Source organism: Pseudomonas sp. 13159349, assembly GCF_013305685.1.
Lineage (GTDB): Bacteria > Pseudomonadota > Gammaproteobacteria > Pseudomonadales > Pseudomonadaceae > Aquipseudomonas > Aquipseudomonas asiatica.
The window spans coordinates 1,698,764-1,720,214 of record NZ_CP045553.1; the positions used below are offsets into that span (position 1 = coordinate 1,698,764).

The 21,451-nt window shown below is 63.2% G+C and carries 23 protein-coding genes and 1 tRNA gene; 10 read left to right on the forward strand and 14 right to left on the reverse strand.

The genetic code is table 11. The annotated features are described in order from the left end of the window. The 3 genes from GEV38_RS08125 (at position 1) to GEV38_RS08135 (ending at position 3,029) form a co-directional block, all read left to right on the forward strand. Entirely contained in the window at positions 1-2,076 is a 2,076-nt protein-coding gene (locus GEV38_RS08125; RefSeq protein WP_015269358.1) for an LTA synthase family protein, read from the forward strand. Positions 2,077-2,283: 207 nt separating this feature from the next. Continuing rightward, positions 2,284-2,520 carry a hypothetical protein gene (locus tag GEV38_RS08130; protein ID WP_015269359.1) on the forward strand — a complete coding sequence of 79 codons (237 nt, stop codon included), beginning with the start codon at positions 2,284-2,286 and terminating at the stop codon, positions 2,518-2,520. A 176-nt stretch (positions 2,521-2,696) separates the two neighbouring features. Further along, on the forward strand, positions 2,697-3,029 hold the full coding sequence (locus GEV38_RS08135) for a ribonuclease E inhibitor RraB (RefSeq protein WP_003260395.1): 333 nt from the start codon (positions 2,697-2,699) through the stop codon (positions 3,027-3,029). A 122-nt stretch (positions 3,030-3,151) separates the two neighbouring features. On the opposite strand, the gene GEV38_RS08140 is transcribed toward GEV38_RS08135, so the two are convergent. Continuing rightward, positions 3,152-3,952 (reverse strand): cytochrome c, encoded by an 801-nt coding sequence (locus tag GEV38_RS08140; RefSeq protein WP_015269360.1) that lies wholly within the window; start codon positions 3,950-3,952, stop codon positions 3,152-3,154. 528 nt (positions 3,953-4,480) lie between these two features. Here GEV38_RS08140 and GEV38_RS08145 point away from each other — a divergent pair. Next, positions 4,481-5,212, forward strand: a complete 732-nt coding sequence (locus tag GEV38_RS08145; RefSeq protein ID WP_015269362.1) for an amidotransferase — start codon at positions 4,481-4,483, stop codon at positions 5,210-5,212. 132 nt (positions 5,213-5,344) lie between these two features. Here the strand turns inward: GEV38_RS08145 and GEV38_RS08150 are convergent, their stop codons facing one another. From GEV38_RS08150 to GEV38_RS08160, 3 genes are all read right to left on the reverse strand, one after another. After that, positions 5,345-6,316, reverse strand: a complete 972-nt coding sequence (locus GEV38_RS08150) for a magnesium and cobalt transport protein CorA (protein ID WP_015269363.1) — start codon at positions 6,314-6,316, stop codon at positions 5,345-5,347. A gap of 64 nt (positions 6,317-6,380) precedes the next feature. Next, entirely contained in the window at positions 6,381-7,100 is a 720-nt protein-coding gene (locus tag GEV38_RS08155) for a 1-acyl-sn-glycerol-3-phosphate acyltransferase (RefSeq protein ID WP_054573476.1), read from the reverse strand. A 119-nt stretch (positions 7,101-7,219) separates the two neighbouring features. Then, positions 7,220-7,909, reverse strand: coding sequence for a crotonase/enoyl-CoA hydratase family protein (locus GEV38_RS08160; protein WP_015269365.1), 690 nt, complete (start codon positions 7,907-7,909; stop codon positions 7,220-7,222). A gap of 198 nt (positions 7,910-8,107) precedes the next feature. On the opposite strand from GEV38_RS08160, the gene GEV38_RS08165 reads away from it, so the two are divergent. Next, positions 8,108-8,197, forward strand: a tRNA-Ser gene (locus GEV38_RS08165). Positions 8,198-8,301: 104 nt separating this feature from the next. Here GEV38_RS08165 and GEV38_RS08170 read toward each other — a convergent pair. The 4 genes from GEV38_RS08170 to GEV38_RS08185 form a co-directional block, all read right to left on the reverse strand. Then, positions 8,302-10,434, reverse strand: coding sequence for a TonB-dependent siderophore receptor (locus GEV38_RS08170; RefSeq protein ID WP_054573475.1), 2,133 nt, complete (start codon positions 10,432-10,434; stop codon positions 8,302-8,304). Between the two features lie 141 nt (positions 10,435-10,575). After that, entirely contained in the window at positions 10,576-10,956 is a 381-nt protein-coding gene (locus tag GEV38_RS08175; protein ID WP_015269367.1) for a hypothetical protein, read from the reverse strand. Between the two features lie 120 nt (positions 10,957-11,076). Beyond that, positions 11,077-12,264 carry an MFS transporter gene (locus GEV38_RS08180; RefSeq protein ID WP_015269368.1) on the reverse strand — a complete coding sequence of 396 codons (1,188 nt, stop codon included), beginning with the start codon at positions 12,262-12,264 and terminating at the stop codon, positions 11,077-11,079. 236 nt (positions 12,265-12,500) lie between these two features. Next, positions 12,501-13,250 (reverse strand): 3-oxoacyl-ACP reductase family protein, encoded by a 750-nt coding sequence (locus GEV38_RS08185; protein WP_015269369.1) that lies wholly within the window; start codon positions 13,248-13,250, stop codon positions 12,501-12,503. Positions 13,251-13,368: 118 nt separating this feature from the next. Here GEV38_RS08185 and GEV38_RS08190 point away from each other — a divergent pair, with 118 nt between their 5' ends. Continuing rightward, positions 13,369-14,307 carry a LysR family transcriptional regulator gene (locus GEV38_RS08190; protein ID WP_054573474.1) on the forward strand — a complete coding sequence of 313 codons (939 nt, stop codon included), beginning with the start codon at positions 13,369-13,371 and terminating at the stop codon, positions 14,305-14,307. A gap of 124 nt (positions 14,308-14,431) precedes the next feature. Here the strand turns inward: GEV38_RS08190 and GEV38_RS08195 are convergent, their stop codons facing one another. Next, the gene (locus GEV38_RS08195) at positions 14,432-14,902 is read right to left on the reverse strand and encodes a GreA/GreB family elongation factor (RefSeq protein ID WP_054573473.1); all 471 of its coding nucleotides are present in this window, start codon (positions 14,900-14,902) and stop codon (positions 14,432-14,434) included. Between the two features lie 2 nt (positions 14,903-14,904). Next, entirely contained in the window at positions 14,905-15,303 is a 399-nt protein-coding gene (locus GEV38_RS08200; protein WP_013971528.1) for a hypothetical protein, read from the reverse strand. A 130-nt stretch (positions 15,304-15,433) separates the two neighbouring features. Here GEV38_RS08200 and earP point away from each other — a divergent pair, with 130 nt between their 5' ends. Further along, positions 15,434-16,561, forward strand: a complete 1,128-nt coding sequence (gene earP, locus GEV38_RS08205) for an elongation factor P maturation arginine rhamnosyltransferase EarP (RefSeq protein ID WP_015269372.1) — start codon at positions 15,434-15,436, stop codon at positions 16,559-16,561. Between the two features lie 48 nt (positions 16,562-16,609). After that, entirely contained in the window at positions 16,610-17,179 is a 570-nt protein-coding gene (efp, locus tag GEV38_RS08210) for an elongation factor P (protein ID WP_013971530.1), read from the forward strand. 57 nt (positions 17,180-17,236) lie between these two features. On the opposite strand, the gene GEV38_RS08215 is transcribed toward efp, so the two are convergent. The 3 genes from GEV38_RS08215 to GEV38_RS08225 all read right to left on the reverse strand — a co-directional run bounded on the left by GEV38_RS08215 (position 17,237) and on the right by GEV38_RS08225 (position 19,274). Beyond that, a complete protein-coding gene (locus GEV38_RS08215) occupies positions 17,237-17,665 on the reverse strand; it encodes an organic hydroperoxide resistance protein (protein WP_013971531.1) in 429 nt (142 codons plus the stop codon). Between the two features lie 141 nt (positions 17,666-17,806). Further along, a complete protein-coding gene (locus GEV38_RS08220; RefSeq protein WP_003260416.1) occupies positions 17,807-18,262 on the reverse strand; it encodes a MarR family winged helix-turn-helix transcriptional regulator in 456 nt (151 codons plus the stop codon). A gap of 58 nt (positions 18,263-18,320) precedes the next feature. Continuing rightward, positions 18,321-19,274, reverse strand: coding sequence for a LysR family transcriptional regulator (locus GEV38_RS08225; protein WP_013971533.1), 954 nt, complete (start codon positions 19,272-19,274; stop codon positions 18,321-18,323). A gap of 114 nt (positions 19,275-19,388) precedes the next feature. On the opposite strand from GEV38_RS08225, the gene GEV38_RS08230 reads away from it, so the two are divergent. Next, the gene (locus GEV38_RS08230; protein ID WP_015269373.1) at positions 19,389-20,138 is read left to right on the forward strand and encodes a sulfite exporter TauE/SafE family protein; all 750 of its coding nucleotides are present in this window, start codon (positions 19,389-19,391) and stop codon (positions 20,136-20,138) included. Positions 20,139-20,208: 70 nt separating this feature from the next. Here GEV38_RS08230 and GEV38_RS08235 read toward each other — a convergent pair whose 3' ends face one another. Continuing rightward, positions 20,209-21,060, reverse strand: a complete 852-nt coding sequence (locus tag GEV38_RS08235) for a LysR substrate-binding domain-containing protein (RefSeq protein ID WP_015269374.1) — start codon at positions 21,058-21,060, stop codon at positions 20,209-20,211. A 96-nt stretch (positions 21,061-21,156) separates the two neighbouring features. Between GEV38_RS08235 and GEV38_RS08240 the strand changes: the two genes are divergently transcribed. Beyond that, the gene (locus tag GEV38_RS08240) at positions 21,157-21,375 is read left to right on the forward strand and encodes a DUF1127 domain-containing protein (RefSeq protein WP_054573472.1); all 219 of its coding nucleotides are present in this window, start codon (positions 21,157-21,159) and stop codon (positions 21,373-21,375) included. Positions 21,376-21,451 lie beyond the last annotated feature (76 nt).

The following is a 21,451-nucleotide window of genomic DNA, read 5'->3' on the forward strand; positions in this document are numbered from 1 at the left end:
ATGGCTAACCTGGACGCCTTGAAGCAACGGGGCGCGCGAGCGTCGTTCTCGCCCACTCTGAAATCCCACCTGGCCTACACCCTGCTCAGTGGCCTGGTGATCATGCTGATGCTCAGCCTCGTGCGCCTGGCGCTGCTGGTCTACAACAGCGACATGATCGGCGATACCCCCAGCGCGACCGTCGCAGAAGGCTTCCTCAACGGTTTGCGCTTCGACCTGCGGGTAGTGGTGTACATCAGCATTCCGCTGCTGCTGGCCATCCTCAGTCCCTGGGCCATGGCCCGGCGTGGCCTGTTCCGTTTCTGGCTGACCATCACCTCGAGCGTGGTGATGTTCCTCGGCCTGATGGAAATGGACTTCTATCGCGAGTTCCACCAGCGCCTCAACGGTTTGGTGTTCCAGTACATCAAGGAAGACCCGAAGACCGTGCTGAGCATGCTCTGGTACGGCTTCCCGGTGGTGCGCTACCTGCTGGCCTGGCTGTTCGGCACCTGGCTGCTGAGCCTGCTGTTCAAGGGCATCGACCGCATGACCCGTGGCAACGGTGCCGGCGAGGTCACCCTGCAGCGCCGTGCAGCGCCGTGGTACAACCGCCTGGCGGTGTTCATGGTGATCCTGCTGGTGGCCGTGGTCGCCGCCCGTGGCACCCTGCGTCAGGGCCCGCCGATGCGCTGGGGTGATGCCTTCACCACCGATTCCAACTTCGTCAACCAGCTGGGCCTGAACGGCACCCTGACCCTGATCGATGCTGCCAAGAGCCGCTTCGGCGAAGACCGCGCCAACATCTGGAAGCCGGTGCTGGAGCAGGACGTGGCCACGCAGAGCGTGCGCGAGCAGCTGCTGACCGCCCACGACACCCTGGTCGATGCCGACGAGGCTGCAATCCGCCGCGACTTCGTGCCGCCGGCCGAGCGCACCCTGCCGATCAAGAACGTGGTGGTGATCCTGATGGAAAGCTTCGCCGGCCACTCGGTGGGCGCGCTGGGCAGCCCCAACAACATCACCCCGTACTTCGACAAGCTGGCCAAAGAAGGCCTGCTGTTCGACCGCTTCTTCTCCAACGGCACCCATACCCACCAGGGCATGTTCGCCACCATGGCCTGCTTCCCCAACCTGCCAGGCTTCGAGTACCTGATGCAGACCCCGGAAGGCGGCCACAAGCTCTCTGGCCTGCCAGCCTTGCTCAGCGCCCGCGATTACGACGACGTTTACGTCTACAACGGCGACTTTGCCTGGGACAACCAGTCCGGGTTCTTCGGCAACCAGGGCATGACCACCTTCATTGGCCGTAACGACTTCGTCAACCCGGTGTTCTCCGACCCGACCTGGGGCGTGTCCGACCAGGACATGTTCGACCGCGGCGCCGAAGAGCTGGCCAAGCACGATGGCAAGAAGCCGATCTACGCGCTGCTGCAGACCCTGTCCAACCACACCCCGTACGCGCTGCCCAAAGACCTGCCGGTAGAGCCGGTAACCGGCCAGGGCCGCCTGGACGAGCACCTCACTGCCATGCGCTATTCGGACTGGGCGCTGGGGCAGTTCTTCGAGAAGGCGCGCAAGGAGCCGTACTTCAAGGAAACCCTGTTCGTCATCGTTGGCGACCATGGCTTTGGCAACCACCAGCAGGTCACCGAGCTGGACCTGGGCCGCTTCAACGTGCCGCTGCTGCTGATTGCCCCAGGCATCCAGGAGAAGTTCGGTGCGGTCAACCACACCGTGGGCACCCAGGTCGACATCGTGCCGACCATCATGGGCCGCCTGGGTGGCCAGGCCCGTCACCAGTGCTGGGGCCGCGACCTGCTCAACCTGCCTGAGGGCGACCAGGGCATGGGCATGATCAAGCCATCGGGCAGCGAGCAGATCGTCGGCCTGGTACAGGGCGACCGTATCCTGATCGAGTCCAAGGACATGACCCCGCGCATGTACCGCTACCAGCTGGGCAGCGAGTTCAAGGCCGAGCTGATCGAAAGCCCGGACCAGCCGGAAATGCTGAAGAAGCTGGAAGCGTATATCCAGACTGCGACCAAGAGCTTGCTGGATAACACTGCCGGTGTAGTGCACGGCACGCCGAAGTAGGTCGGGGCCGTTTCACGGCCCATTCGCGGGCACGCCCGCTCCCACAGGTACAGCACAGGTTTCGGACCTTGTGTTGGCCTGTGGGAGCGGGCGTGCCCGCGAATGGGCCCAACACAAATCCCTCCGACTGAACATTCTCCCCACCTCAAGGTCACTTGTTTCAGGCATCACACACCTTGGTGTTCGTTGACTGAGAGGGTTCGTTCAATGAAAGAGTGGGAAGTCATCTTTGCCGACCAGAAAGGCGTGCTCACCACGCTGACGCTGCGCGGCGACCAGTGCCCCAGCGAAGAGGACGCCGCGCGGGCCATCCGTTCGCACCTGTTCCCGGTGATGGACGAGCTGGACCTCAACGACTTCCAGGACCGCACCATTTCCCCCACCGCACGCTGGCTGAAGGAGCAGAGTGGCGTGACCATCACCAGCATCCACGAAACGCCCTGAACCACACGTTTGCGTGGTGCCCTGGCAGGCACTACGCTGCATGAAGGTGCCGGCCTATTCTGCGGGTCGGCACCGCACCCCTTCGCGTCTTGCATCAGCTCGAACTGCCCGGCCGCTGCCGGCAGGTGCGTAGTGCACGGAAAGTCTATCCATCGCATTATTCAGGAGGACGTTTCATGAGCAGCCAGAACGACGATATCAGCAGCAACGTCCTGCGCCAGATGAAGGCAGGCGGTTTCGACTTCACCCAGATCCATCCCATCGAGTTCTACGCCATATTCCCCGACGAAGCAGGGGCCCGCCGTGCGGCCGGGCAGTTTCGCGGTGAATCGCTGAATGCCCAGGTCAAGGAACTGGGCGACGGTGCATGGCATCTGGAACTGAGCAAGGTCATGTATGCCACCCATGGCGGAATTGGCGACTTTGAAGAGGCCTTCGAGCAGCTGGTGACACCTTATGGCGGTGAGGTGGAAGGGTGGGGGGTCAAGCAGGAGCGGCCCATAGCCTGAGATTTCGGGAATTTGGGGCCGCTTTGCGGCCCATCGCGACACAAGGCCGCTCCTACAGGCGTGCGCGTACCCTTGTAGGAGCGGCCTTGTGTCGCGAAAGGGGCGCAAAGCGCCCCAGGTTCTCAAGGCCTGCGCCCAGCCATATGCCCCAGGTAAGCCAGCAATTCATCCAGCTCCGGTTCACCCAAGACACTCTCTGCAAACCCCGGCATCTTCGCCTGCGGCCACTGCCGCAGGCTTTGCGGGTCACGAATCAGCTGGCGCAGATATTCAGGCCGAAAATACTCGGTCGGGTTGTGCGGCATATTCAGGTCCGGCCCCACCTGTGCATCCCCTGCGCCATTCAACCTATGACACGCCAGGCAATTCTGCTGGAACAAGGCAAAGCCTCGGCGCACCGGGCTGTCGGCCGGCAACTTGGGGTCGGGCAGCAGCGCCGGAAAACGCGCTTCGACGGAGGCCAGCTTGCGAATCGTGGAAATCTGGAACGGCCACTGCTCCGGGCGGATACCGCTGGCCTGCGGTGCAGTCCACACCAGGTAGAACGGTCCTGCACTCGGCTTGCCTTGGCCCAGTGGTGGCCATGGCCGGTCAGGTTCCTCCACCGCCAGCCAGGCCTGTGCCGGCCCCTGCTGCAACAGTGGCGCCGCGGGCATTTCGGCGGCAAAACCGTCCAGCGCCACTGCCTGCAGGTGGTCGCTGGCGCTGACGCCGTCCAGCAGCGCGGCCAGCGGCACAGCCCGATAACGCATGGGCTGCTTGTAGGAAACGTCCTGGTCGATGCTGATGTCCCGGGCCTGCGGGTGGTCGAGCAGTTCTGCACTGCTCCATTGGCGCGTCGTGGCGCCCAGTTCAAGGTGCAGTTGCGCCGCCGATAGCGGCAGGCTCAGGAGCAACACTAACAGTGCAAGGCAGTGGCGCATGGGTAATCTCCGACCATCAAGGCCAGCAGGTTACCTGTGCGTTGCCTGTTGGCGCCACAGCGGCAGTCAACCGAACAAACGTGTGAGGTTCGGCAGGATCAGCAGCAAAGTCGTGGCGAAGAGAATGAGCCCAGCTTGGCGAATTTTCGATTGTCTGAACATGGCGGACCGCCTTCTTGTTGTTATTCCTGAATACCCGTTGGCTTCCCTGTCGCGCTTCGGGTCGATCGCAGTGGCGTTGCGTGACGCCTGAACTGCCTGCCTCTTGAAAGTGGATATACAACCAACAGTAGGGTGTGCGTCATCCATGTTTGAGAACCCTTTGTTCTAATGTTGTCGGTCATTAATTTCTTCGGGCTATGAGGCCAAGTGCCAGCCGGCTGGCATGCTCTCGCTAGACGGTGGCGCAAGTGCCAGCAGGGCACCGATGAAATGTGACCGTTCGTCAGTGCGGCCTACTTGCTTGTACGTGCCTTTCGCGTCAGTCTCTACAGCAGATTCCCACCCATGTCGTTCAGGACTATCCCTATGTCGTTACGCATCTGCATCCTTGAAACCGATGTCCTGCGACCGGAGTTGACCGCGCAGTACCAGGGCTACGGCAGGATGTTCGAGCAGCTCTTCTCGCGTCAGCCGATCGCCGCCGAATTTCGTGTGTACAACGTGATGAACGGCGATTACCCCGCCGACAACGAAGTGTTCGATGCCTATCTGGTGACGGGCAGCAAGGCCGACTCGTTTGGTACCGACCCGTGGATCCAGACCCTCAAGGCCTACCTGCTGAAGCTGTACGAGCGTGGCGAGAAGTTGCTGGGTGTATGTTTCGGCCACCAGTTGCTGGCGTTGACCCTGGGTGGCAAGGCCGAGCGTGCCGAGCAGGGCTGGGGCGTGGGTATCCACCGCTATTCGCTGGCGGCCCATGCGCCGTGGATGGACCCGGAGGTGTCGGAGCTGACCTTGCTGATCAGCCACCAGGACCAGGTGACCGAGCTGCCGGAAGGCGCCACGGTGATCGCCTCCAGCGATTTCTGCCCGAACGCTGCGTACCACATTCGTGACCAGGTGCTGTGCTTCCAGGGGCACCCCGAGTTCGTGCACGACTACTCCCGCGCGCTGCTCGATGCGCGCCAGGAGTATCTGGGTGATGAGGTGTACCACAAGGCCGTGGCCAGCCTGGCCACCGAGCACCAGGGCGACCTGGTGGGGGAGTGGATGTTGCGGTTTATCCAGCAGCCGGTGAGCAAAGATACCGCAGCGTGATGGCTGGGGGCTGCTGTGCAGCCCATCGCGACACAAGGCCGCTCCTACAGGGATCGCGAATAACCTGACTGGCGCGACCCCCTGTAGGAGCGGCCTTGTGTCGCGATGGGCCGCAAAGCGGCCCCGACAATCTCAAAGCCAGCCAGATTTCTTGAAGCTGGCATACAACGCGGTACAGCCCAGCCCGATTACCCCCAGTACCCCGAAGTACCCATAGTGCCACCCCAACTCCGGCATGTTCTGGAAGTTCATCCCGTAAACCCCTGCAATTGCCGTGGGGAACGCCAGGATCGCCGCCCAGGCTGCAAACTTGCGCTGCACGATGCTCTGCCGTGACGACTCCAGCAGCATGCCGATCTCGATGGTCTGGCTGGCGATGTCACGGATACCGGCCAGGTCTTCCATCTGCCGCGTCACGTGGATCTGCACGTCACGGAAGTACGGGCGCATGTTCTTGTCGATGAACGGGAAGCTCAGGCGCTGCAGTTCCTCGCTCACTTCCACCATCGGTGCCACGTAGCGGCGCAGGCGCAGGATGTCGCGGCGCAGGCTGTGCAAGCGGCGGATATCGTCTTCTTGCAGCGACCCGCCAAGCACGCTCTGCTCCAGCTCTTCGATCTCGCCATGAATGGCCTCGCTGACCGGCTGGTAGTTCTCGGTGACGAAGTCGAGCAGGGCGTACAGCACGAAGTCTTCGCCGTGCTCCAGCAGCAACGGCCGCGCCTCGCAGCGTTGGCGCACCAGGGCATAGGATTTGGAGTGGCCGTTGCGGCAGGTGATGATGTAGCCGTTGCCGGCGAAGATGTGGGTTTCGATGAACTCCAGCTTGCCTTCGTGGCGCACCGGCGAATAGGTGACGATGAACAGGGCGTCGCCGAAAGTTTCCAGCTTGGGCCGGCTGTGCTTTTCCAGGGCGTCTTCGATGGCCAGTTCGTGCAAATTGAACTGGCATTGCAGGTTGGCCAGTTCCTCAGCGTTGGGCTCTTCCAGGCCAATCCACACAAAATGCCCTGGCTTGCGTGCCCATTCGCTGCCTTCGTCGATGCTGATGTTGGTGACCTTTCTGCCGGCGCTGTATACCGCCGATGCCACGACTCGACCCATGGTTGTTCGCTTATTCCGGTTGGACACGGGTTACAGCTTGGGCTGTAGTGGGCTCAAGAGCAACCTAGCTCTTGGCCAGTTCCCCTTCCATGCGGTCGATGCATTGCTGCATCTGCCCGCGGCACTGTTCGATCAGCGCCGGCAGGTCCTGCAGGGTCATGCCCGCCGTGGCGATCGGTGGCAGCGAGCGCACGATCACCGTGCGCTGGCGCCAGCTGTTCAGGCTGAGGCGCCCGGCATAGCGGCTGACGCATACCGGCACGATCGGCACTCCGGCCTCGATGGCCATGTGAAACGCGCCCTTCTTGAAGGCCAGCAGGTGCTCGCCGGGATTGCGCGTGCCTTCGGGGAAAATCCAGATCGAGGTGTCGTCCTGCAGTACCCGGGTGGTCTTCTGCATGGCCTTGCGTGCCTGGTAGGCATTCTTGCGGTCGACCAGCACGTTGCCACCCAGCCAGAACAGCTGGCCGAACAGCGGGATCCAGCCCAGGCTTTTCTTGCCGATGGCGACGGTGCGCTGCGGCACCACCTGGCCAAGCACGAACAGGTCGAAGTTGGACTGGTGGTTGGCGACGATCACGCAGCCTGGCGGCTGGTCCCACAGCGGGCCGACTTCGGCCTTCACCCTGATGCGCATCAGCCAGGTGGCCGGCAGGCTGTAGAGGCGGGCGAACACGCGGCTGTTGTCGGGGTTGAAGGGGCGGCACAGGCCAATGATCAGGCCCAGGGCCCCAACCACAAGGAAATGCAGCGCCAGCAGGAGCATGCGCAATGAATAAAGCATGGTACGACTCACACCAGACAGTCGCCGGGCAGTGTACGGATGTGCACTGGTCGGGGCAAACCCTGGTGCAAGCCTCTTGCGGACTCTTCGCGGGCTTGCCCGCGAAGAGGTCGGCCCGGCTAACCCATATGCTGCTGGTCCAGCTCGATCGCCTTGTCCAACGCTTCCAGCAGCCCTTTGCGCACCTTCAGCTTGGTGTTCTTGTGCGCCAGCATGTTCAGCTTCTTCAGCTCCCGCGCAGCCGCCAGTGCCGCATCCTGCAACTGCTCGGCCGGCACCACCTTGTCGAGGAAGCCTGCGTCCACCGCGCCCTGCGGGTCAAACACCTCGGCATTGATCACCGAGCGGTGGAAGGCCGAGCGACGCAGGCGGTCGCGGGCCAGTTCGATACCGGCATGGTGCATGGTCATGCCGATCTGCACTTCGTTCAGGCACACCTTGTACGGCCCTTCGACGCCAATGCGATAGTCGCCCGACAGCAGCAGGAAGGCGCCCTTGGCCACGGCGTTGCCCGGGCAGGCGACCACTACCGGGAACGGGTGCGACAGCAGGCGGCGGGCGAGGGTGGAGCCGGCGGTGACCAGGCTGATCGCCTCCTTGGGGCCGCTGGTCATCACCTTGAGGTCGTAGCCGCCAGACAGGATGCCGGGCTGCCCGGTGATGATCACAACCGCGCGCTCTTCGGTGGCGCGGTCGAGCGCGGCGTTGAAGGCGGCGATGACGTCTGGCGAGATGGCGTTGACCTTGCCGTTGTTCAGGGTCAGGGTGACGATGCCGTCTTCGGCGTGGTAGGTAATCAGCTCGCTCATGGCAGAGTCCTTTTGTTGGCGTGGCGACGACGTTACCCAGCGGCAGGGGCGAGGTAAAGCAGTAAGGCTGACTGGTCGGTCAGCGTTCGCCAGGGCTCAAATGCAAATGCATGAAAAAATTGAAAAAAATGCTTGCCAAAGGGAAGGTCTTTCACTAAATTATCGCACCTCGACAGGCTGCAAGGCTTGAAGAGAAACGGTGAAGTGTCCGAGTGGTCGAAGGAGCACGCCTGGAAAGTGTGTATACGAGAAATCGTATCAAGGGTTCAAATCCCTTCTTCACCGCCACATTCTACGAAGAGCCCCCGAGCTGAAAAGCCGGGGGCTTTTTGTTTTCACGCCCTTTGGGGCCGCTTTGCGGCCCATTCGCAGCACAAGGCAGCCCCAAAAACCTAGAAGCTGACCGAAGCCGAAAGCCGAGCCGTGCGCGGCGCTCCCTGGAACAGGTAGTTATCCCCCAGGTAATCCCCCACATCGCGCCAATAACGCTTGTCGAACACGTTATCCACAGTCAGCCGCAGCACCGTGTCATACCCCCCGATGCGCGTACGGTAGCGGCTACCCACATCGAACACCGTATACCCACCAACTTCCACATTCTCCGCCTGGCTCGCATATTTGCTGGCGCTGTAGCGCGCCCCACCCAGCAGTGCCAATCCCGGTACCGGCAGGGTGTATTCCGCCTGCAACGCCGCCCGGAACCTGGGCACGTTGATCGCCTGGTGGCCCTCATAGGCATCGGTATCGCTGTTCTGCACCCGCGCCCGAATCGCTGCAGCGCTGGCCTGCACCTGCAGGTTCGAGGTCACCCAGCCGCTGGCGCCCAGTTCCAGGCCGGTGTTCTTCTGCTGGCCTTGCTGCACGTAGGTGAAAGTGCCGGCGTCGTCCGGGCGCGCGTACTGGTACGCCTGGCGTATCTGGAACAGTGCGGCACTGAAGCTCAGGCCTTGCCAGTCATGCTTGAGGCCTAGTTCCAGTTGGTGTGAGGTCGTCGGTGCCAGGATTTCGAATCTGTTCTCGGCGAACCACGGTGCGGTACCGCCTGCCGACAGGCCTTTGGAATAACTGGCATATACCGTGGTATCCGGCTGCGGCTTGTAGATGAGCGCGGCGTTGGGCAGCAACTCGTACTGCCGGGTATGGCGACCGGCAACGCCGTCCTCATTCCAGGTTTTCTCGTCCAGGCGTACTTCACGGGCACCCAGTACGGTCTGCCAGTGCTCGTTGAAGCTGATGCGGTCGCTCACGAACAACCCGTATTGGCGGCTGTCCAGGCGACGTTCGCTAGTCCTGATGGGCTTGTCGGATGGATCAAAGGCCGGTGCACCCGTGTAGATGTTGCCTGTACCTACCCATTCCATATAGCTGGGGCGCTGATCCAGCGTGCGCCGCTGCGCACTGGTGCCCACGGTCAGCTCATGCCCCACGCCCAGCGCATCGAAACGCCCGTTGAGCATGGCCTGCGCCTCGTCGGTACGGCGGGTGTCGTCCGGGCTGCGGAAGTCGTAGATGTCGTAGTCGCCGTTGCTGCCGAAGAACGCGCCTTCGCTCGAGCCCCAGGCAAACGAGCTGTAGTCATCGATCACCACCTTGCTGCGCGAGGCACTCAAAGTCCCGGTCCAGGCTTCGTTGAAACGGTACTCGAAGCGCCCGCCCAGGTTCAGCGAATCGTTCTGCACCGGCTTGGCCCAGTGCTGGTAGGCCAGGCGGTCGTCCGGGTCGATGCCATGGGGTACTTCGCTGCCACCGAGCAGCTGGTAACCCGGCACCGAGCGCTGTTCACGGTGCTGGTATTCGGCATCCAGCTGCAGGGTGGCATCTGGGTTGATCTGCCAGTCGAAGGCCAGCGAGGCGAAGTCGCGCTTGCCGTCGGCGTGGTCGACGTAGGAGCGGATGTCTTCATGAGCCAGGTTGGCCCGCAGGCCGAACTGCCGCTCGCTGCCGAACCAGCCACCCAGGTCGGTGGCCAGGTAGCGCTCGCCTTGTTCGTTGGTCGACACCGTGACGCTGCGCACGTCTTCGGCGCGCTTGGTCACGTAGTTGATCAGGCCGCCCGGCTCCGATACGCCGCTCTGCAGCCCGGACAGGCCCTTGAGCAGCTCCACCTGCTGCTTGTTTTCCAGGGCCACGTTCTGCTCGCCGGCGATGGTCTGGCCATTGATGCGGTAGCTGCTGGCGGCATTCAGCTCGAAGCCGCGCACGTTGAAGTTTTCGTAGTAGCCGATGGGGGCGTAGCTTTCGCCCACCGAGGCGTCGCTTTGCAGCACTTCGCTGAGCTGGCGTACCTGGCGGTCTTCCAGCAGTTGCTGGCTGAACACGCTGATCGAGGCCGGGGTGTCGAGCAGGGGCGCGGGCTGGAAGCCGCCTACTGCTGCCTGGCGTGCCTGATAGCCGTCGTTGGTGTAGGTATCGGAGACCTGCAGCGGGGCCAGTAGCACGCTGTCTTCGGCAAGCACATGGGGGCAATGCAGGGCCAGGCCCAGGCTGAGCAGGCTCAGGGGCAGGCGGGGATGACGCGGGGGCATGCGGTGGGGCTCCTGGATGCGCGACACCTGCGCCGGCCTCTTCGCGGGTGAGCCCGCGAAGAGGCCAGTACAGGCCATGAAAAAAGGCGGCATCTTACAGCCGCCTTCAACATAAAACGATCCGGGCCCTGCGATATCCCGTCAGCCTTTGCTGGCCGGCCGCCTGTGCTGCTTCCAGTTGTCGTCGATCTTCGACCAGGTCTTGCCATCGGTAATGGCCATGAGCTTGCGCCCGTCCTTGAAAGTGGCCAGGAAGGTGGCTTCCTCCTCCTTGCCACCCAGCCAGAGCCCGGCCAGCAACCCCACCGGCCCGGCAACCAGTGCCCCGGCCACGCCCCAGCCCAGGGCACTGCCCAGGCTGCGGCTGGATTCCAGGCTGGCCAGCCGCAGGTCGCTGATGCGTGCCAGGGAAATCCGCTCGCCCGGGGAGGGGCTGCGCGGGGTCTTGAGTGTGAGCGATCCGTTGCGATACTCGCCTTCGCCTTGCAAGAAATCGCCGGATTGCACCGTGAGTCTTGTCATAACGTCGTCCTGTCAGGGAAAGGGCATTGACCAGCGCCTACTGAGCGCTGCCCGGGCAGGCAAGTCAACGGCCATGCGACGGAGGGTCGTGCGGTGCATTGTCGCTCAGGTCAATGGGCTTCAGGCGATCTGCAAAGCGTTCTTGCGCTTGCGCTCGGCCAAACCCCACGCCAGCAACGCCAGCCCGCCAATCACCAACCCGGCCAGCACAATCCCCATCCAGCCCTGGCGTTGGAACAGCTGCGTGCCCAGCAGCGATCCCAAGGCCCCGCCAATGAAGTAGCAGGTGATATACCCGGCATTCAGCCGCGTGCGCGCCTCGGGTCGCAGGGCAATTACCGCATTCTGGTTGCTCACGTGCACCAGTTGCACTGCCAGGTCGAGCATCAGCACGCCCAGCAGCAAGGCCAGCAACGACTGTTCGGCGAAGCCCAGCGGCACCCACGACAGCAGCAATACCACCAGGCCCACGGTGGTGCCCAGCGAACCCTTGCCACGGTCGGCCAGGCGCCCCGCCCAATTGGCCGACAGTGCACCCGCTGCACCGGCCAGGCCGAACAGGCCTATCACCGCGTCCGAATAGTGGTACGGGCCTTTCGCCAGCAGGAACGCCAGTGGCGTCCAGAACAGGGCGAACAGGCTGAAAGCCAGCAGGCCTAGCAGAGAACGCAGGCGCAGCACCGGTTCTTCGAGGAACAGGCGGAACACCGAGCCGATCAGCGCTGGGTATTTCAGCCCGGCATGGCTGTGGTGTTGTGGCAGGCTGCGGTACAGCGCCACGGCGGTGATGGCCATCAGCACCGCGGCCAGCACGTAGATGCTGCGCCAGCCACCCAGTTCGGCCATGAACCCGGCGGCGGTACGCGCCAGCAGGATGCCCAGCAGCAATCCGCTCATCAACGTGCCGACCGCTCGCCCGCGCTGGTGTGGCTCGCTGAGGGTTGCGGCCATGGGCACGAGGATCTGCGCCACCACCGAGAACAGCCCGGTCAGCGCGGTGCCAAGGATCAGCCAGGGAAGGCTCGGTGCGCAGGCGCTGATGACCAGGCCAAGGGTAGAAATGGCAGTCATCACGGTGATCAGCCGGCGCTGCTCGAACAGGTCGCCCAGGGGCGCCAGCAGCAACAGGCCGGCGCCGTAGCTCAGTTGCGCGGCAACGACGATGCTGCCGGCACTGGCGGTGCTCAGGCCGAACTGCTGGGCGATGCTGTGCAGTAGCGGTTGCGCATAGTAGTTGCTGGCCACGGCCAGGCCGGTGGCGGTGGCCATCAGCAGAATCAGGGCACGGCTGAGAGTGGGGGCGTTCATGCAGTTCTCGTGGCGGGCAGGATCAAAGGGGGATTATCGGAAAGTGTCGGGCACTACATCAATGCATTGTGCGGCAGAGCAGAGTGGGGGGGCTGGAGGTCGGGGATCGGTTAAGCCTGTGCTGGCCTCTTCGCGGGTAAACCCGCTCCCACAGGTACAGCACTGGGCTCGGGGCCTGTGATATCCCTGTGGGAGCGGGTTTACCCGCGAAGAGGCCGGCACAGGCAACCCTTCAATCAGGCAGCAAACCCGCCATCGACCGTCAGGCTGGCCCCAGTGACATACCCCGCCTCAGGCCCCGCCAGGTAAGCCACGAAGCTGGCAATCTCATCCGCCTCGCCATAGCGCCCGATCGCCATCAGCGGGATCAAACTGTCTGCGAACTCGCCGCTGGCTGGGTTCATGTCGGTGTCCACCGGCCCTGGCTGCACGTTGTTCACGGTAATGCCTTTCGGCCCCAGGTCACGGGCCATGCCGCGGGTCAGGCCGACCAGGGCTGATTTGCTCATGGCATAAGGGGCGCCGCCGGCAAACGGCATGCGCTCGGCATTGGTGCTGCCAATGTTGATGATGCGTCCGCCTTGGCCCATGTAGCGTGCCGCGGCCTGGCTGGCGACGAATACGCTGCGCACGTTCACCGCCAGCATGTGGTCGAAGTCGGCCAGGTCGAATTCGGTCACCGGCGCTACCGCCAGCACACCGGCGTTGTTGACCAGGATATCCAGCCGGCCGAAGGCCTTCACGGTGTCATCCACGGCCAGTTGCACGGCCGCCGCGTCGGCGCTGTCGGCCCGCAGGGCCAGGGCCTTGCCGCCGTTTTCGGTAATTTCCTCAGCCAGCGCCTGCGCCGGGCCGGCGGAGCTGACATAGGTGAAGGCCACCTGTGCGCCTTCGCGGGCCAGGCGTCGCACGATGGCTGCACCAATGCCGCGGGAACCGCCCTGTACCAGGGCCACCTTGCCTTCGAGTGAGTGTTGCTTGGACATGTTGATCTCCTGCTGGAAGCCAGGCCGGAATGCCTTGGATGGGCGCAGTATCGGCGCTTGATTACCTGCTGATAAGATGGCAATCACTATCAGCAGAGTAAACCTTTGGTTGCCAATCATGGCCATGGAATCATTCAACGCGTTGGAATGCTTCATCCGCAGTGCCGAAGTCGGCAGCTTTGCCGAAGCCGCCAGGCGCCTCAGCATTACCCCGGCTGCCGTAGGCAAGCATGTTGCCCAGTTGGAAGCGCGCCTGGGGGTGCGGTTGTTCCAGCGTAGTACCCGCAAGCTGACCCTGACCGAGGCAGGGCAGCGATTTCTGGGGGAGGTCAGTGACAGCTTCCGCACCATCCAGTACGCCGTGGCCAACCTGGCCAGCAGCGAAGGCCAGCCGGCCGGGTTGTTGCGGGTGAGCATGGGCACGGTATTCGGGCGCTTGTATGTGTTGCCATTGCTGGGTGAGTTCCTGCGTCGCTACCCGGCCATTACTCCGGACTGGCATTTCGACAACCGCCAGGTCGACCTGATCGGCCAGGGCTTCGATGCGGCGATTGGCGGAGGTTTCGAGCTGCCGCCGGGGGTGGTGGCGCGCAAGCTGACCCCGGCGCACAGGGTGCTGGTGGCGGCGCCGGCGTACCTGGGGCGGCACGCGCCGATTGACGACCCGCAGGTATTGCAACGGCATGACGGTATCCTGATCCGCTCGCCGCAGACTGGGCGGGTGCGGTCATGGCCGTTGACCAGCCGTTGGCAGGTGCAGCAGCCATTGCAGTTGCGCCAGACGATGACCATGAGCGATTCGGATGCGGCTTGCGCGGTGGCCGAGCAGGGCTTGGGGGTCGCCCTGGTGAGCCTGCCGTTTGCCGTGCCGTACCTGGAAGGCGGGCGGCTGCGGCGGGTGCTGCCGGACTGGTATGTGGACGATGGGCATATCAGCCTGTATTTCGCCGAGCACAAGCTGTTGCCGGGCAAGACCCGGGCGTTTGTCGATTTTGTGGTGGAGCAGTTCGCAGAGCAGGGGTTGGCGCGGCGGTTCGATGCCTTGCAATCCGTGTAGGAGCAGCCTTGTGCTGCGAAGGGGCCGGTAAGGCAAAAGATCTTCTGTGTTGCTCATGGCCCCTTCGCAGCACAAGGCTGCTCCTACAAGGGGTATCACTGGCCTGAGGGGCGAAGAGGCCGGTTCAGGCAATATCGATGATGACCAATGTCTGTGCCCCCAGGTTTACCTCATCATCAACCTTCTTGCCGACCAGTTGTTGCCCCAGCGGCGAGCGCGGGGTAATCACCGTCACCAGCCCATCCCCCTCGCCAATCTTCAACCCCGCCGCCTCGGGGCCGAGGAACAGTCGGCGCTGCCCGCCATCTTCATCCTCCAGTGTCACCAGGTTGCTCACCTGCACCCCGCGTGCCGGGTCGTAATCGCGCAGCAGCAGTTGCTGGTAGGTCAGCAGCGCCTTGCGGATCTCGGCGCTGCGGCGGGCCTGGCCGGTGGCCAGGTACGAGGCCTCCAGGCCCAGGGTGTCGTACTTGTTCTCGGCGATGTTCTCTTCGGCAGTGGCGGCTTCGTACGCAGTTTGCGCCGCGCGGGTCAGCACATCCAGGTCATGTTCGAGGGTGGCAACTATCTGCGCCAGCAGGCTGGGCTTGTCCATGGTCAGTAACAGAACTCCAGCACGTTGGCCTGGCTTTTGTCGGTGGGCGCGGTGCGGTTCTGCTGCAGCCAGAACTGGCACTTGGGGCTGTTGAGGTTGCGCGGGTTGCCCTGGGCGGCCTCGGCGGCCTGTTGCAGCTCCTGCTTGTGCAGGATGTCCTTGTAGCGTTCGAACATTTCCGCCTGGGCATCCGCCGCAGGGGCTGGCGCTGGCGGCGCGGCAGGCCGGTACGCGGCGGGGGCCACGGCTTGGGCCAGTGGCTGTACCTGCTGTGGCCACAGTTGCAGGGCCAGCCACAGGCTTGCGGCGATCGCCACGGCGCCCAGCCACAGGCCAAAGGCAACGCACACGATCAACGGCAGCGGCTTGAGGGTGATCTTCAGTTCACGGTGGCGCGCCATGGCAGCCTCCTGGCAGGGTGTTCGGGGGGCATTGTCGCATGCGCCTGGGCATTTTTCCGCGCAGGTGCTTTTGTCAGCGACAATTTATACGCAGAATGCGCGGTTTTTCCGCTGGGCGAGGGCTGGGCACATGAAAGCCACTTGGGACATCTTCTGCAGCGTCGTCGACAACTACGGCGATATAGGCGTGACCTGGCGCCTGGCCCGGCAGCTGGTGGCCGAGCACGGCCTGGCTGTGCGCCTGTGGGTGGATGACCTCAATGCATTCACGCCCATGTGCCCCGGGGCCGATGCCACCGCCCCGCAGCAGTGGCAGCACGGTGTGGATGTGCGCCAATGGCCGGTAGCCTGGTTGCCGGTGGCGCCGGCTGATGTGGTAATCGGTGCCTTCGCCTGCCAATTGCCAGCAGCCTATGTGGAGGCAATGCGTGCTCGTGTCACGCCGCCGCTGTGGCTGAACCTCGAATACCTCAGTGCCGAGGACTGGGTGGAAGGTTGCCATGGCTTGCCTTCGCCGCAGCCCAATGGCTTGCGCAAGGTATTTTTCTTTCCAGGCTTCACTGAAAAAACCGGTGGCCTGCTGCGCGAGGGCTCGCTGCTGGCACGGCGTGATGCGTTCCAGCAAGGCGCACGGCAGGCCTTCTTGCACGGGCTTGGCGTGAACCCTGAAGCGGGGGCGTTGCTGATTTCCCTGTTCGCCTACGAAAACCCGCAATTGGGCAACTGGCTTGAGGCCCTGGCCTCGGGCGAGCAACCTTGCCACCTGCTGGTGCCGCAAGGGCGCGTTGTCGCGGGGCTCGGCCAGTGGCTTGGCGAGGCGGTACTGCAAGTGGGCAGCGTGCGCAAGCGAGGGGCGCTGACCCTGCAGGTGCTACCTTTCGTCAGCCAGGACGACTACGACCGATTGCTGTGGAGCTGTGATTTCAATGCCGTGCGCGGCGAAGACTCGTTCGTGCGCGCGCAGTGGGCCGGGCAGCCGATGCTGTGGCACATTTACGTGCAGGACGAGAATGCCCATTGGGAAAAGCTCGAAGCGTTTCTCGCGCATTATCGACAGGGGTTGTCAGGCGATGCCGATGCCGCCCTGCTTGGCCTGTGGCGTGCCTGGAACATGGACCGCGACATGGGCCAGGCCTGGCAGGCAGCCCGTCAGCACTGGCCGGAACTGCAGCAGCATGCCCGGCTTTGGGCGGCGCGACAGGCCGCTCAGCCGGACCTTGCCACAGCGCTAGTACACTTTTACCGAAATTCGCTATGATACGCGGCCTCGATTTTTATAAATCCATCCAGATTCGGATACTTCGTAATGAAAACTGGTAAAGAACTGAAACCCGGTACCGTCCTGCGGATCGACAACGACCCGTGGCTGGTTCAAAAAGCTGAGTTCACCAAGTCGGGCCGTAACAGCGCGATCATGAAGACCAAGCTGAAGAACCTGCTGACCGGCTACAAGACCGAAACCGTCTACGGTGCAGACGACAAGCTGGACGACGTGATCCTGGATCGCAAAGAAGCGACCCTGTCGTTCATCAACGGTGACGAATACACCTTCATGGACACCACCGACTACACCATGTACGAACTGAACGCCGAGGACATCGAAGCCGTTCTGCCGTACATCGAAGAAGGCATGGAAGACGTCTGCGAAGCCGTGTTCTTCGAAGGCCGCCTGGTATCGGTTGAACTGCCGACCACCATCAGCCGCCAGGTTGTCTACACCGAGAACGCTGCACGCGGCGACACCTCGGGCAAGGTCATGAAGCCTGCCAAGCTGAAGAACGGTACCGAGATCTCGGTTGCCGACTTCATCCAGATCGACGAGTGGATCGATATCGACACTCGCGACAACAGCTTCAAAGGCCGTTCCAAGAAGTAATCCTTCTTGTGAAACGCAAAAAACCCGGCCTAGGCCGGGTTTTTTTATGCCTGTGGCTTACACGGTCACATGCAGGCGCACATCCACATTGCCGCGGGTGGCGTTGGAGTACGGGCACACCTTGTGCGCCTTTTCCACCAGCCCTTCGGCATCGGCCTGAGCCAGACCCGGCAGGTTGATGTGCAGGTCGATGTCCAGGCCGAAACCACCTGGAATCTGGCCAATGCCCACTTTCGCGGTGATCGAGGCGTCCGCCGGCAGGGCTTTTTTCTCCTGCCCGGCCACGAACTTCAGGGCACCTATGAAGCACGCCGAGTAACCTGCGGCGAACATCTGCTCGGGGTTGGTGCCGTCACCGCCAGCGCCACCCAGTTCCTTGGGGGTGCTCAGGCTGACCACCAGCTTGCCGTCACTGGAGCGGGATTTGCCGTCGCGCCCACCGGTAGAGGTAGCTTCTGCGATGTACAGCGGAGTGACCTTTTGCATCTTGAGCCTCGCTAATGTGCTGTGCGCTCCCCGTCTGGAGGAGGGCGCGGGTTGGTGTGGGATTTAAATTAGCGCGCAATTAGTTAGTGCGCAAGATAAATCATCACCGTTCATCTGAACGGCCATCGCACAGCATAGCTGTCAGAGGGTTTTCTGCAGGTTCTCCCGCAGCGCCAGCAGGTCGGCCTGCAGCTGTTGCAGCTGTTCCAGGCTGCGCCCGCTGGCCTTGAGGATGCACTGCGGCACTTCTTTGGCCTGCTGCTGCAAGGCGCGGCCCTTGTCGGTCAGCTGCACCAGTACCACCCGTTCGTCCTCGCGGCTGCGGTTGCGCTGCAGCAGGCCTTCGCTCTCCAGCCGCTTGAGCAGCGGTGTCAGCGAACCGGGGTCGGTGAGCAGGTGCTGGCTGATCTCGCCTACGGTCAGGCCATCGTGCTCCCAGAGCACGAGCATGGCCAGGTACTGCGGGTAGGTCAGGCCCAGGGCCTGCAGCAGCGGTTTGTAGACCTTGGTCATCAGCAACGAGGTGGAGTGCAGGGCGAAACAGACCTGGTTGTCCAGCAGCAGCTCGTCACAGGAGGCTTGGGTGTCGGCGTTCATGCAGGTCCTTGAAGGTAATCAATGGGAAAGTCTGGCACGCGGATCGTTAGTGCGCGCTTTATTCGCGCAGCTCACTGCGCAAGGCCAGGTCCCAGGGTGGAATCGGGCTGAAGCGGCTCTTGAGAAATTCGAGCAGCAAACGGCTGCGAGAGTTCGTTTCATGTTCCAGGCGAAGTGCGTAAATACCGCTGGTTTCCGCTTTGGGCAAGCCACCGTCGCAAAACAACGGTATCAACTCGCCGCGCAGCAGGTATTCGCTGATCAGCCAAGTAGGCAGGTGGGCTATGCCTAAGCCTGCGAGCGCACCGAACAGCAGGGTTTCGGCGTTGTTGGCGGCCATGCGCATGCGTGAGGGGCGGTACAGGCGGGTTTGCCCGGCCACGTTGAAACGCCAGGCGAATGGTGGCGCAAGGCCGTCCCAGTCCAGGCCGTCGTGCCCTGGCAGCTCGCTGGGGCAGCTGGGCATGCCGCGGCTGGCCAGGTAGGCCGGGCTGGCGCAGGCGATGCGCACCATGTAGGCCAGTGGCGTGGCGACCAGCCGGGTGTCGGCCAGGGGGCCGGCGCGCAGCACCAGGTCGACCTCGCCCAGGTGGCTGCCATGCAGGTCGACGAAGCTGTCGATCAGGCGCAGTTGCACATCCAGGCCCGGGTAGGCGACCAGGAAATCGGCGATGGCCGGGGCCAGGTGACGGCGGCCGAATGCGGCGGGGGCGTCGATGCGGATCAGGCCTTCGGGGGCATTGCTCAGCGACACCGCTTCAGCGCGGGCCAGGCGCAGTTCCTCGATGATGCGCCTGGCCCGTTCGGCAAAGGCGTTGCCGGCAGGCGTGGCACGCACGGCGTGGGTGCTGCGGGTGAACAGGCGGCTGCCCACGGCGCTTTCCAGGTTGTCGATGCGGCGGGCCACGGCGGAAGGCGTCAGCGGGTGGCGGCGGGCGGCGGCAGAAAAACTGCCGGTTTCCAGCACATCGAGGAACAGGCTTAGCTGGTCGGTCAGGGTATCGGGGCTCATGGCTGCCTTGCTTTTGCGAAAAACGCACAGCCATTGTGCGCTGCTGTGCGTTTCCCCACCAGCCCGCAATCGATAGCATGCTCGCTTTATGTGTACAGGCGGATGAGGCCCCTGATGATCGAGTGGTTGTTGTATATCGTGTTGGGCGCAGCCTTGGGGACCATGGGTGGCCTGTTCGGCATTGGCGGCGGGCTGATCGCGATTCCGGCGCTGGGCGTGCTGTTCGGCCTGGACCAGCAGTTGGCGCAGGGTACTGCGCTGGTGATGGTAGTGCCCAATGTGCTGCTGGCGCTGTGGCGTTATCACCAGCGTAACCGCATCGAGTTGCGCCATGCGGTACCGCTGTCGCTGTGCAGCTTCGTGTTCGCCTGGCTGGGGTCGATCTGGGCGGTCGGGCTGGATGCGCATTCCATGCGCCTGGGCTTCGTCGGCTTCCTGGTGGCCCTGGCGGTGTGGAACGTTGCGCGGATGTTCATGAAGGTAACGCCGCCCAGCGCCGAGTTGCGCTATGCCTGGCCTTGGCTGGGTGTACTGGGCAGCTTTGCCGGGACCATGGGCGGCTTGTTCGGAGTTGGTGGGGCCGTGGTAGCCACGCCGATTCTGACCAGTGTGTTCGGTACCACCCAGGTGGTGGCGCAGGGGCTGTCGCTGGCGCTTGCGGCGCCAAGTACCTTGGTAACCCTGGTCACCTACGGGGTGCACCACAGTGTTGACTGGGGGGTGGGGATCCCATTGGCGGTGGGCGGCTTGCTGAGTATCAGCTGGGGGGTGAAGTTGGCCCATGCGTTGCCGGAGAAGGTGTTGCGGGCGATGTTCTGTGTGTTTTTGGTGGGTTGTGCGGTGATGCTCGGGTTCGAGCTTTGAAATTTGGGGCCGCTTTGCGGCCCATTCGCAGCACAAGGCTGCTCCTACAGGGGGACATGCCCGCTGCGGCTCACTTGAACCCTTCGACAATGTAGTCGGCCATGCAATCGGTAATCGGCGAAGGATTCTGGGTACTGCGCACCAGCATCACATTGGCCACCGGTAACTGCGGCAACCCTTCGTTTTCGCCCAGAATGCGGATATTCCCGCCAATCAGGCTCTGCAACTGTGCGGTCACCGCCAACCCTGCGGTGACGATGGCAAAGATCGCTGCCAGGCTCGGGCTGGTATAGGCGATGCGGTAGTCGATGCCCTGGGCCTCCAGGGCATTGCAGGTCCAGGCCCGGCAGAAGCAGTCGGTGTTGAACAAGGCTACCGGCATGGGGCGTTGCTCCTGCGGGCAGAAGCCTTCCGCGGCGGCCCAGACCAGGCGTTCCTGGCGCAGCAGCTGGCCAATCTCGTTGCCCGGCTCACGCGTGACGATGGTCAGGTCCAGGTCCTGGCGCAGCATCAGTTGTTTGGAGGAGTCGCAATGCACCTCCACCTGCACCAGCGGGTAAGCCTGGGCAAAGCTCGACAGGATGGTCGGCAAAAAGCGCATGGCATAGTCGTCCGGCGTGCCGATGCGTACTACCCCGACCATGTGCGGCATGCGCAGGGTGTTGAACACTTCCCCATGCAACTTGAGGATGCGCCGGGCATAGCCGAGCAGCACCTGGCCCTCGGCGGTCAAGCGCACCTGGCGGCCATCGCGCTCGAACAGCTGGCGCTGGAGGATGTCCTCTTCCAGGCGTTTCATCTGCATGCTCACCGCCGACTGGGTGCGGTTGACCACCTCGCCGGCGCGGGTGAAGCCGCCCTGCTCGGCGATGGCCACGAACGTGCGCAGTACGTCCGCATCGAGGCTCTGGTACTGGGACATTGCATCAATCTCCGAGATGCATGGCATCAGAAACATTCGTTGGATTGATCTTATGCCTGGCAGGAGACTGGAGCCATCAACACGGAGGGCTTCACGATGAAAGGTCATGTCAGCAGCATCCAGCAACCTGCCTTTTCCCTGAACCACCTGTGGCATGCCGCCCTGCGGCGCCCGGCGCGATGGCTGCAGCTATACCGCCAGCGCCAGGAACTGGCCAGCCTGAGTGATGCGACCCTGCACGACCTGGGGCTGAGCCGGGCGGATATCCAGCAGGAGGCCGAGCGGCATTTCTGGGATGATCCGCTGAGGAGGTGAGTTGGGGCGCAGAGGTGTTTGGCTGGAGGTTTTTAGCGCCTGTGAGATCGAGCGCCGCCCGCGCGGCGCTCGATCT

Coding starts and splice junctions, on each gene's coding strand:
- GEV38_RS08125 (WP_015269358.1), top strand. CDS start 1: ATGGCTAACCTGGACGCCTTGAAGCAACGGGGCGCGCGAGCGTCGTTC.
- GEV38_RS08130 (WP_015269359.1), top strand. CDS start 2,284: ATGAAAGAGTGGGAAGTCATCTTTGCCGACCAGAAAGGCGTGCTCACC.
- GEV38_RS08135 (WP_003260395.1), top strand. CDS start 2,697: ATGAGCAGCCAGAACGACGATATCAGCAGCAACGTCCTGCGCCAGATG.
- GEV38_RS08140 (WP_015269360.1), bottom strand. CDS start 3,952: ATGCGCCACTGCCTTGCACTGTTAGTGTTGCTCCTGAGCCTGCCGCTA.
- GEV38_RS08145 (WP_015269362.1), top strand. CDS start 4,481: ATGTCGTTACGCATCTGCATCCTTGAAACCGATGTCCTGCGACCGGAG.
- GEV38_RS08150 (WP_015269363.1), bottom strand. CDS start 6,316: ATGGGTCGAGTCGTGGCATCGGCGGTATACAGCGCCGGCAGAAAGGTC.
- GEV38_RS08155 (WP_054573476.1), bottom strand. CDS start 7,100: ATGCTTTATTCATTGCGCATGCTCCTGCTGGCGCTGCATTTCCTTGTG.
- GEV38_RS08160 (WP_015269365.1), bottom strand. CDS start 7,909: ATGAGCGAGCTGATTACCTACCACGCCGAAGACGGCATCGTCACCCTG.
- GEV38_RS08170 (WP_054573475.1), bottom strand. CDS start 10,434: ATGCCCCCGCGTCATCCCCGCCTGCCCCTGAGCCTGCTCAGCCTGGGC.
- GEV38_RS08175 (WP_015269367.1), bottom strand. CDS start 10,956: ATGACAAGACTCACGGTGCAATCCGGCGATTTCTTGCAAGGCGAAGGC.
- GEV38_RS08180 (WP_015269368.1), bottom strand. CDS start 12,264: ATGAACGCCCCCACTCTCAGCCGTGCCCTGATTCTGCTGATGGCCACC.
- GEV38_RS08185 (WP_015269369.1), bottom strand. CDS start 13,250: ATGTCCAAGCAACACTCACTCGAAGGCAAGGTGGCCCTGGTACAGGGC.
- GEV38_RS08190 (WP_054573474.1), top strand. CDS start 13,369: ATGGCCATGGAATCATTCAACGCGTTGGAATGCTTCATCCGCAGTGCC.
- GEV38_RS08195 (WP_054573473.1), bottom strand. CDS start 14,902: ATGGACAAGCCCAGCCTGCTGGCGCAGATAGTTGCCACCCTCGAACAT.
- GEV38_RS08200 (WP_013971528.1), bottom strand. CDS start 15,303: ATGGCGCGCCACCGTGAACTGAAGATCACCCTCAAGCCGCTGCCGTTG.
- earP (WP_015269372.1), top strand. CDS start 15,434: ATGAAAGCCACTTGGGACATCTTCTGCAGCGTCGTCGACAACTACGGC.
- efp (WP_013971530.1), top strand. CDS start 16,610: ATGAAAACTGGTAAAGAACTGAAACCCGGTACCGTCCTGCGGATCGAC.
- GEV38_RS08215 (WP_013971531.1), bottom strand. CDS start 17,665: ATGCAAAAGGTCACTCCGCTGTACATCGCAGAAGCTACCTCTACCGGT.
- GEV38_RS08220 (WP_003260416.1), bottom strand. CDS start 18,262: ATGAACGCCGACACCCAAGCCTCCTGTGACGAGCTGCTGCTGGACAAC.
- GEV38_RS08225 (WP_013971533.1), bottom strand. CDS start 19,274: ATGAGCCCCGATACCCTGACCGACCAGCTAAGCCTGTTCCTCGATGTG.
- GEV38_RS08230 (WP_015269373.1), top strand. CDS start 19,389: ATGATCGAGTGGTTGTTGTATATCGTGTTGGGCGCAGCCTTGGGGACC.
- GEV38_RS08235 (WP_015269374.1), bottom strand. CDS start 21,060: ATGTCCCAGTACCAGAGCCTCGATGCGGACGTACTGCGCACGTTCGTG.
- GEV38_RS08240 (WP_054573472.1), top strand. CDS start 21,157: ATGAAAGGTCATGTCAGCAGCATCCAGCAACCTGCCTTTTCCCTGAAC.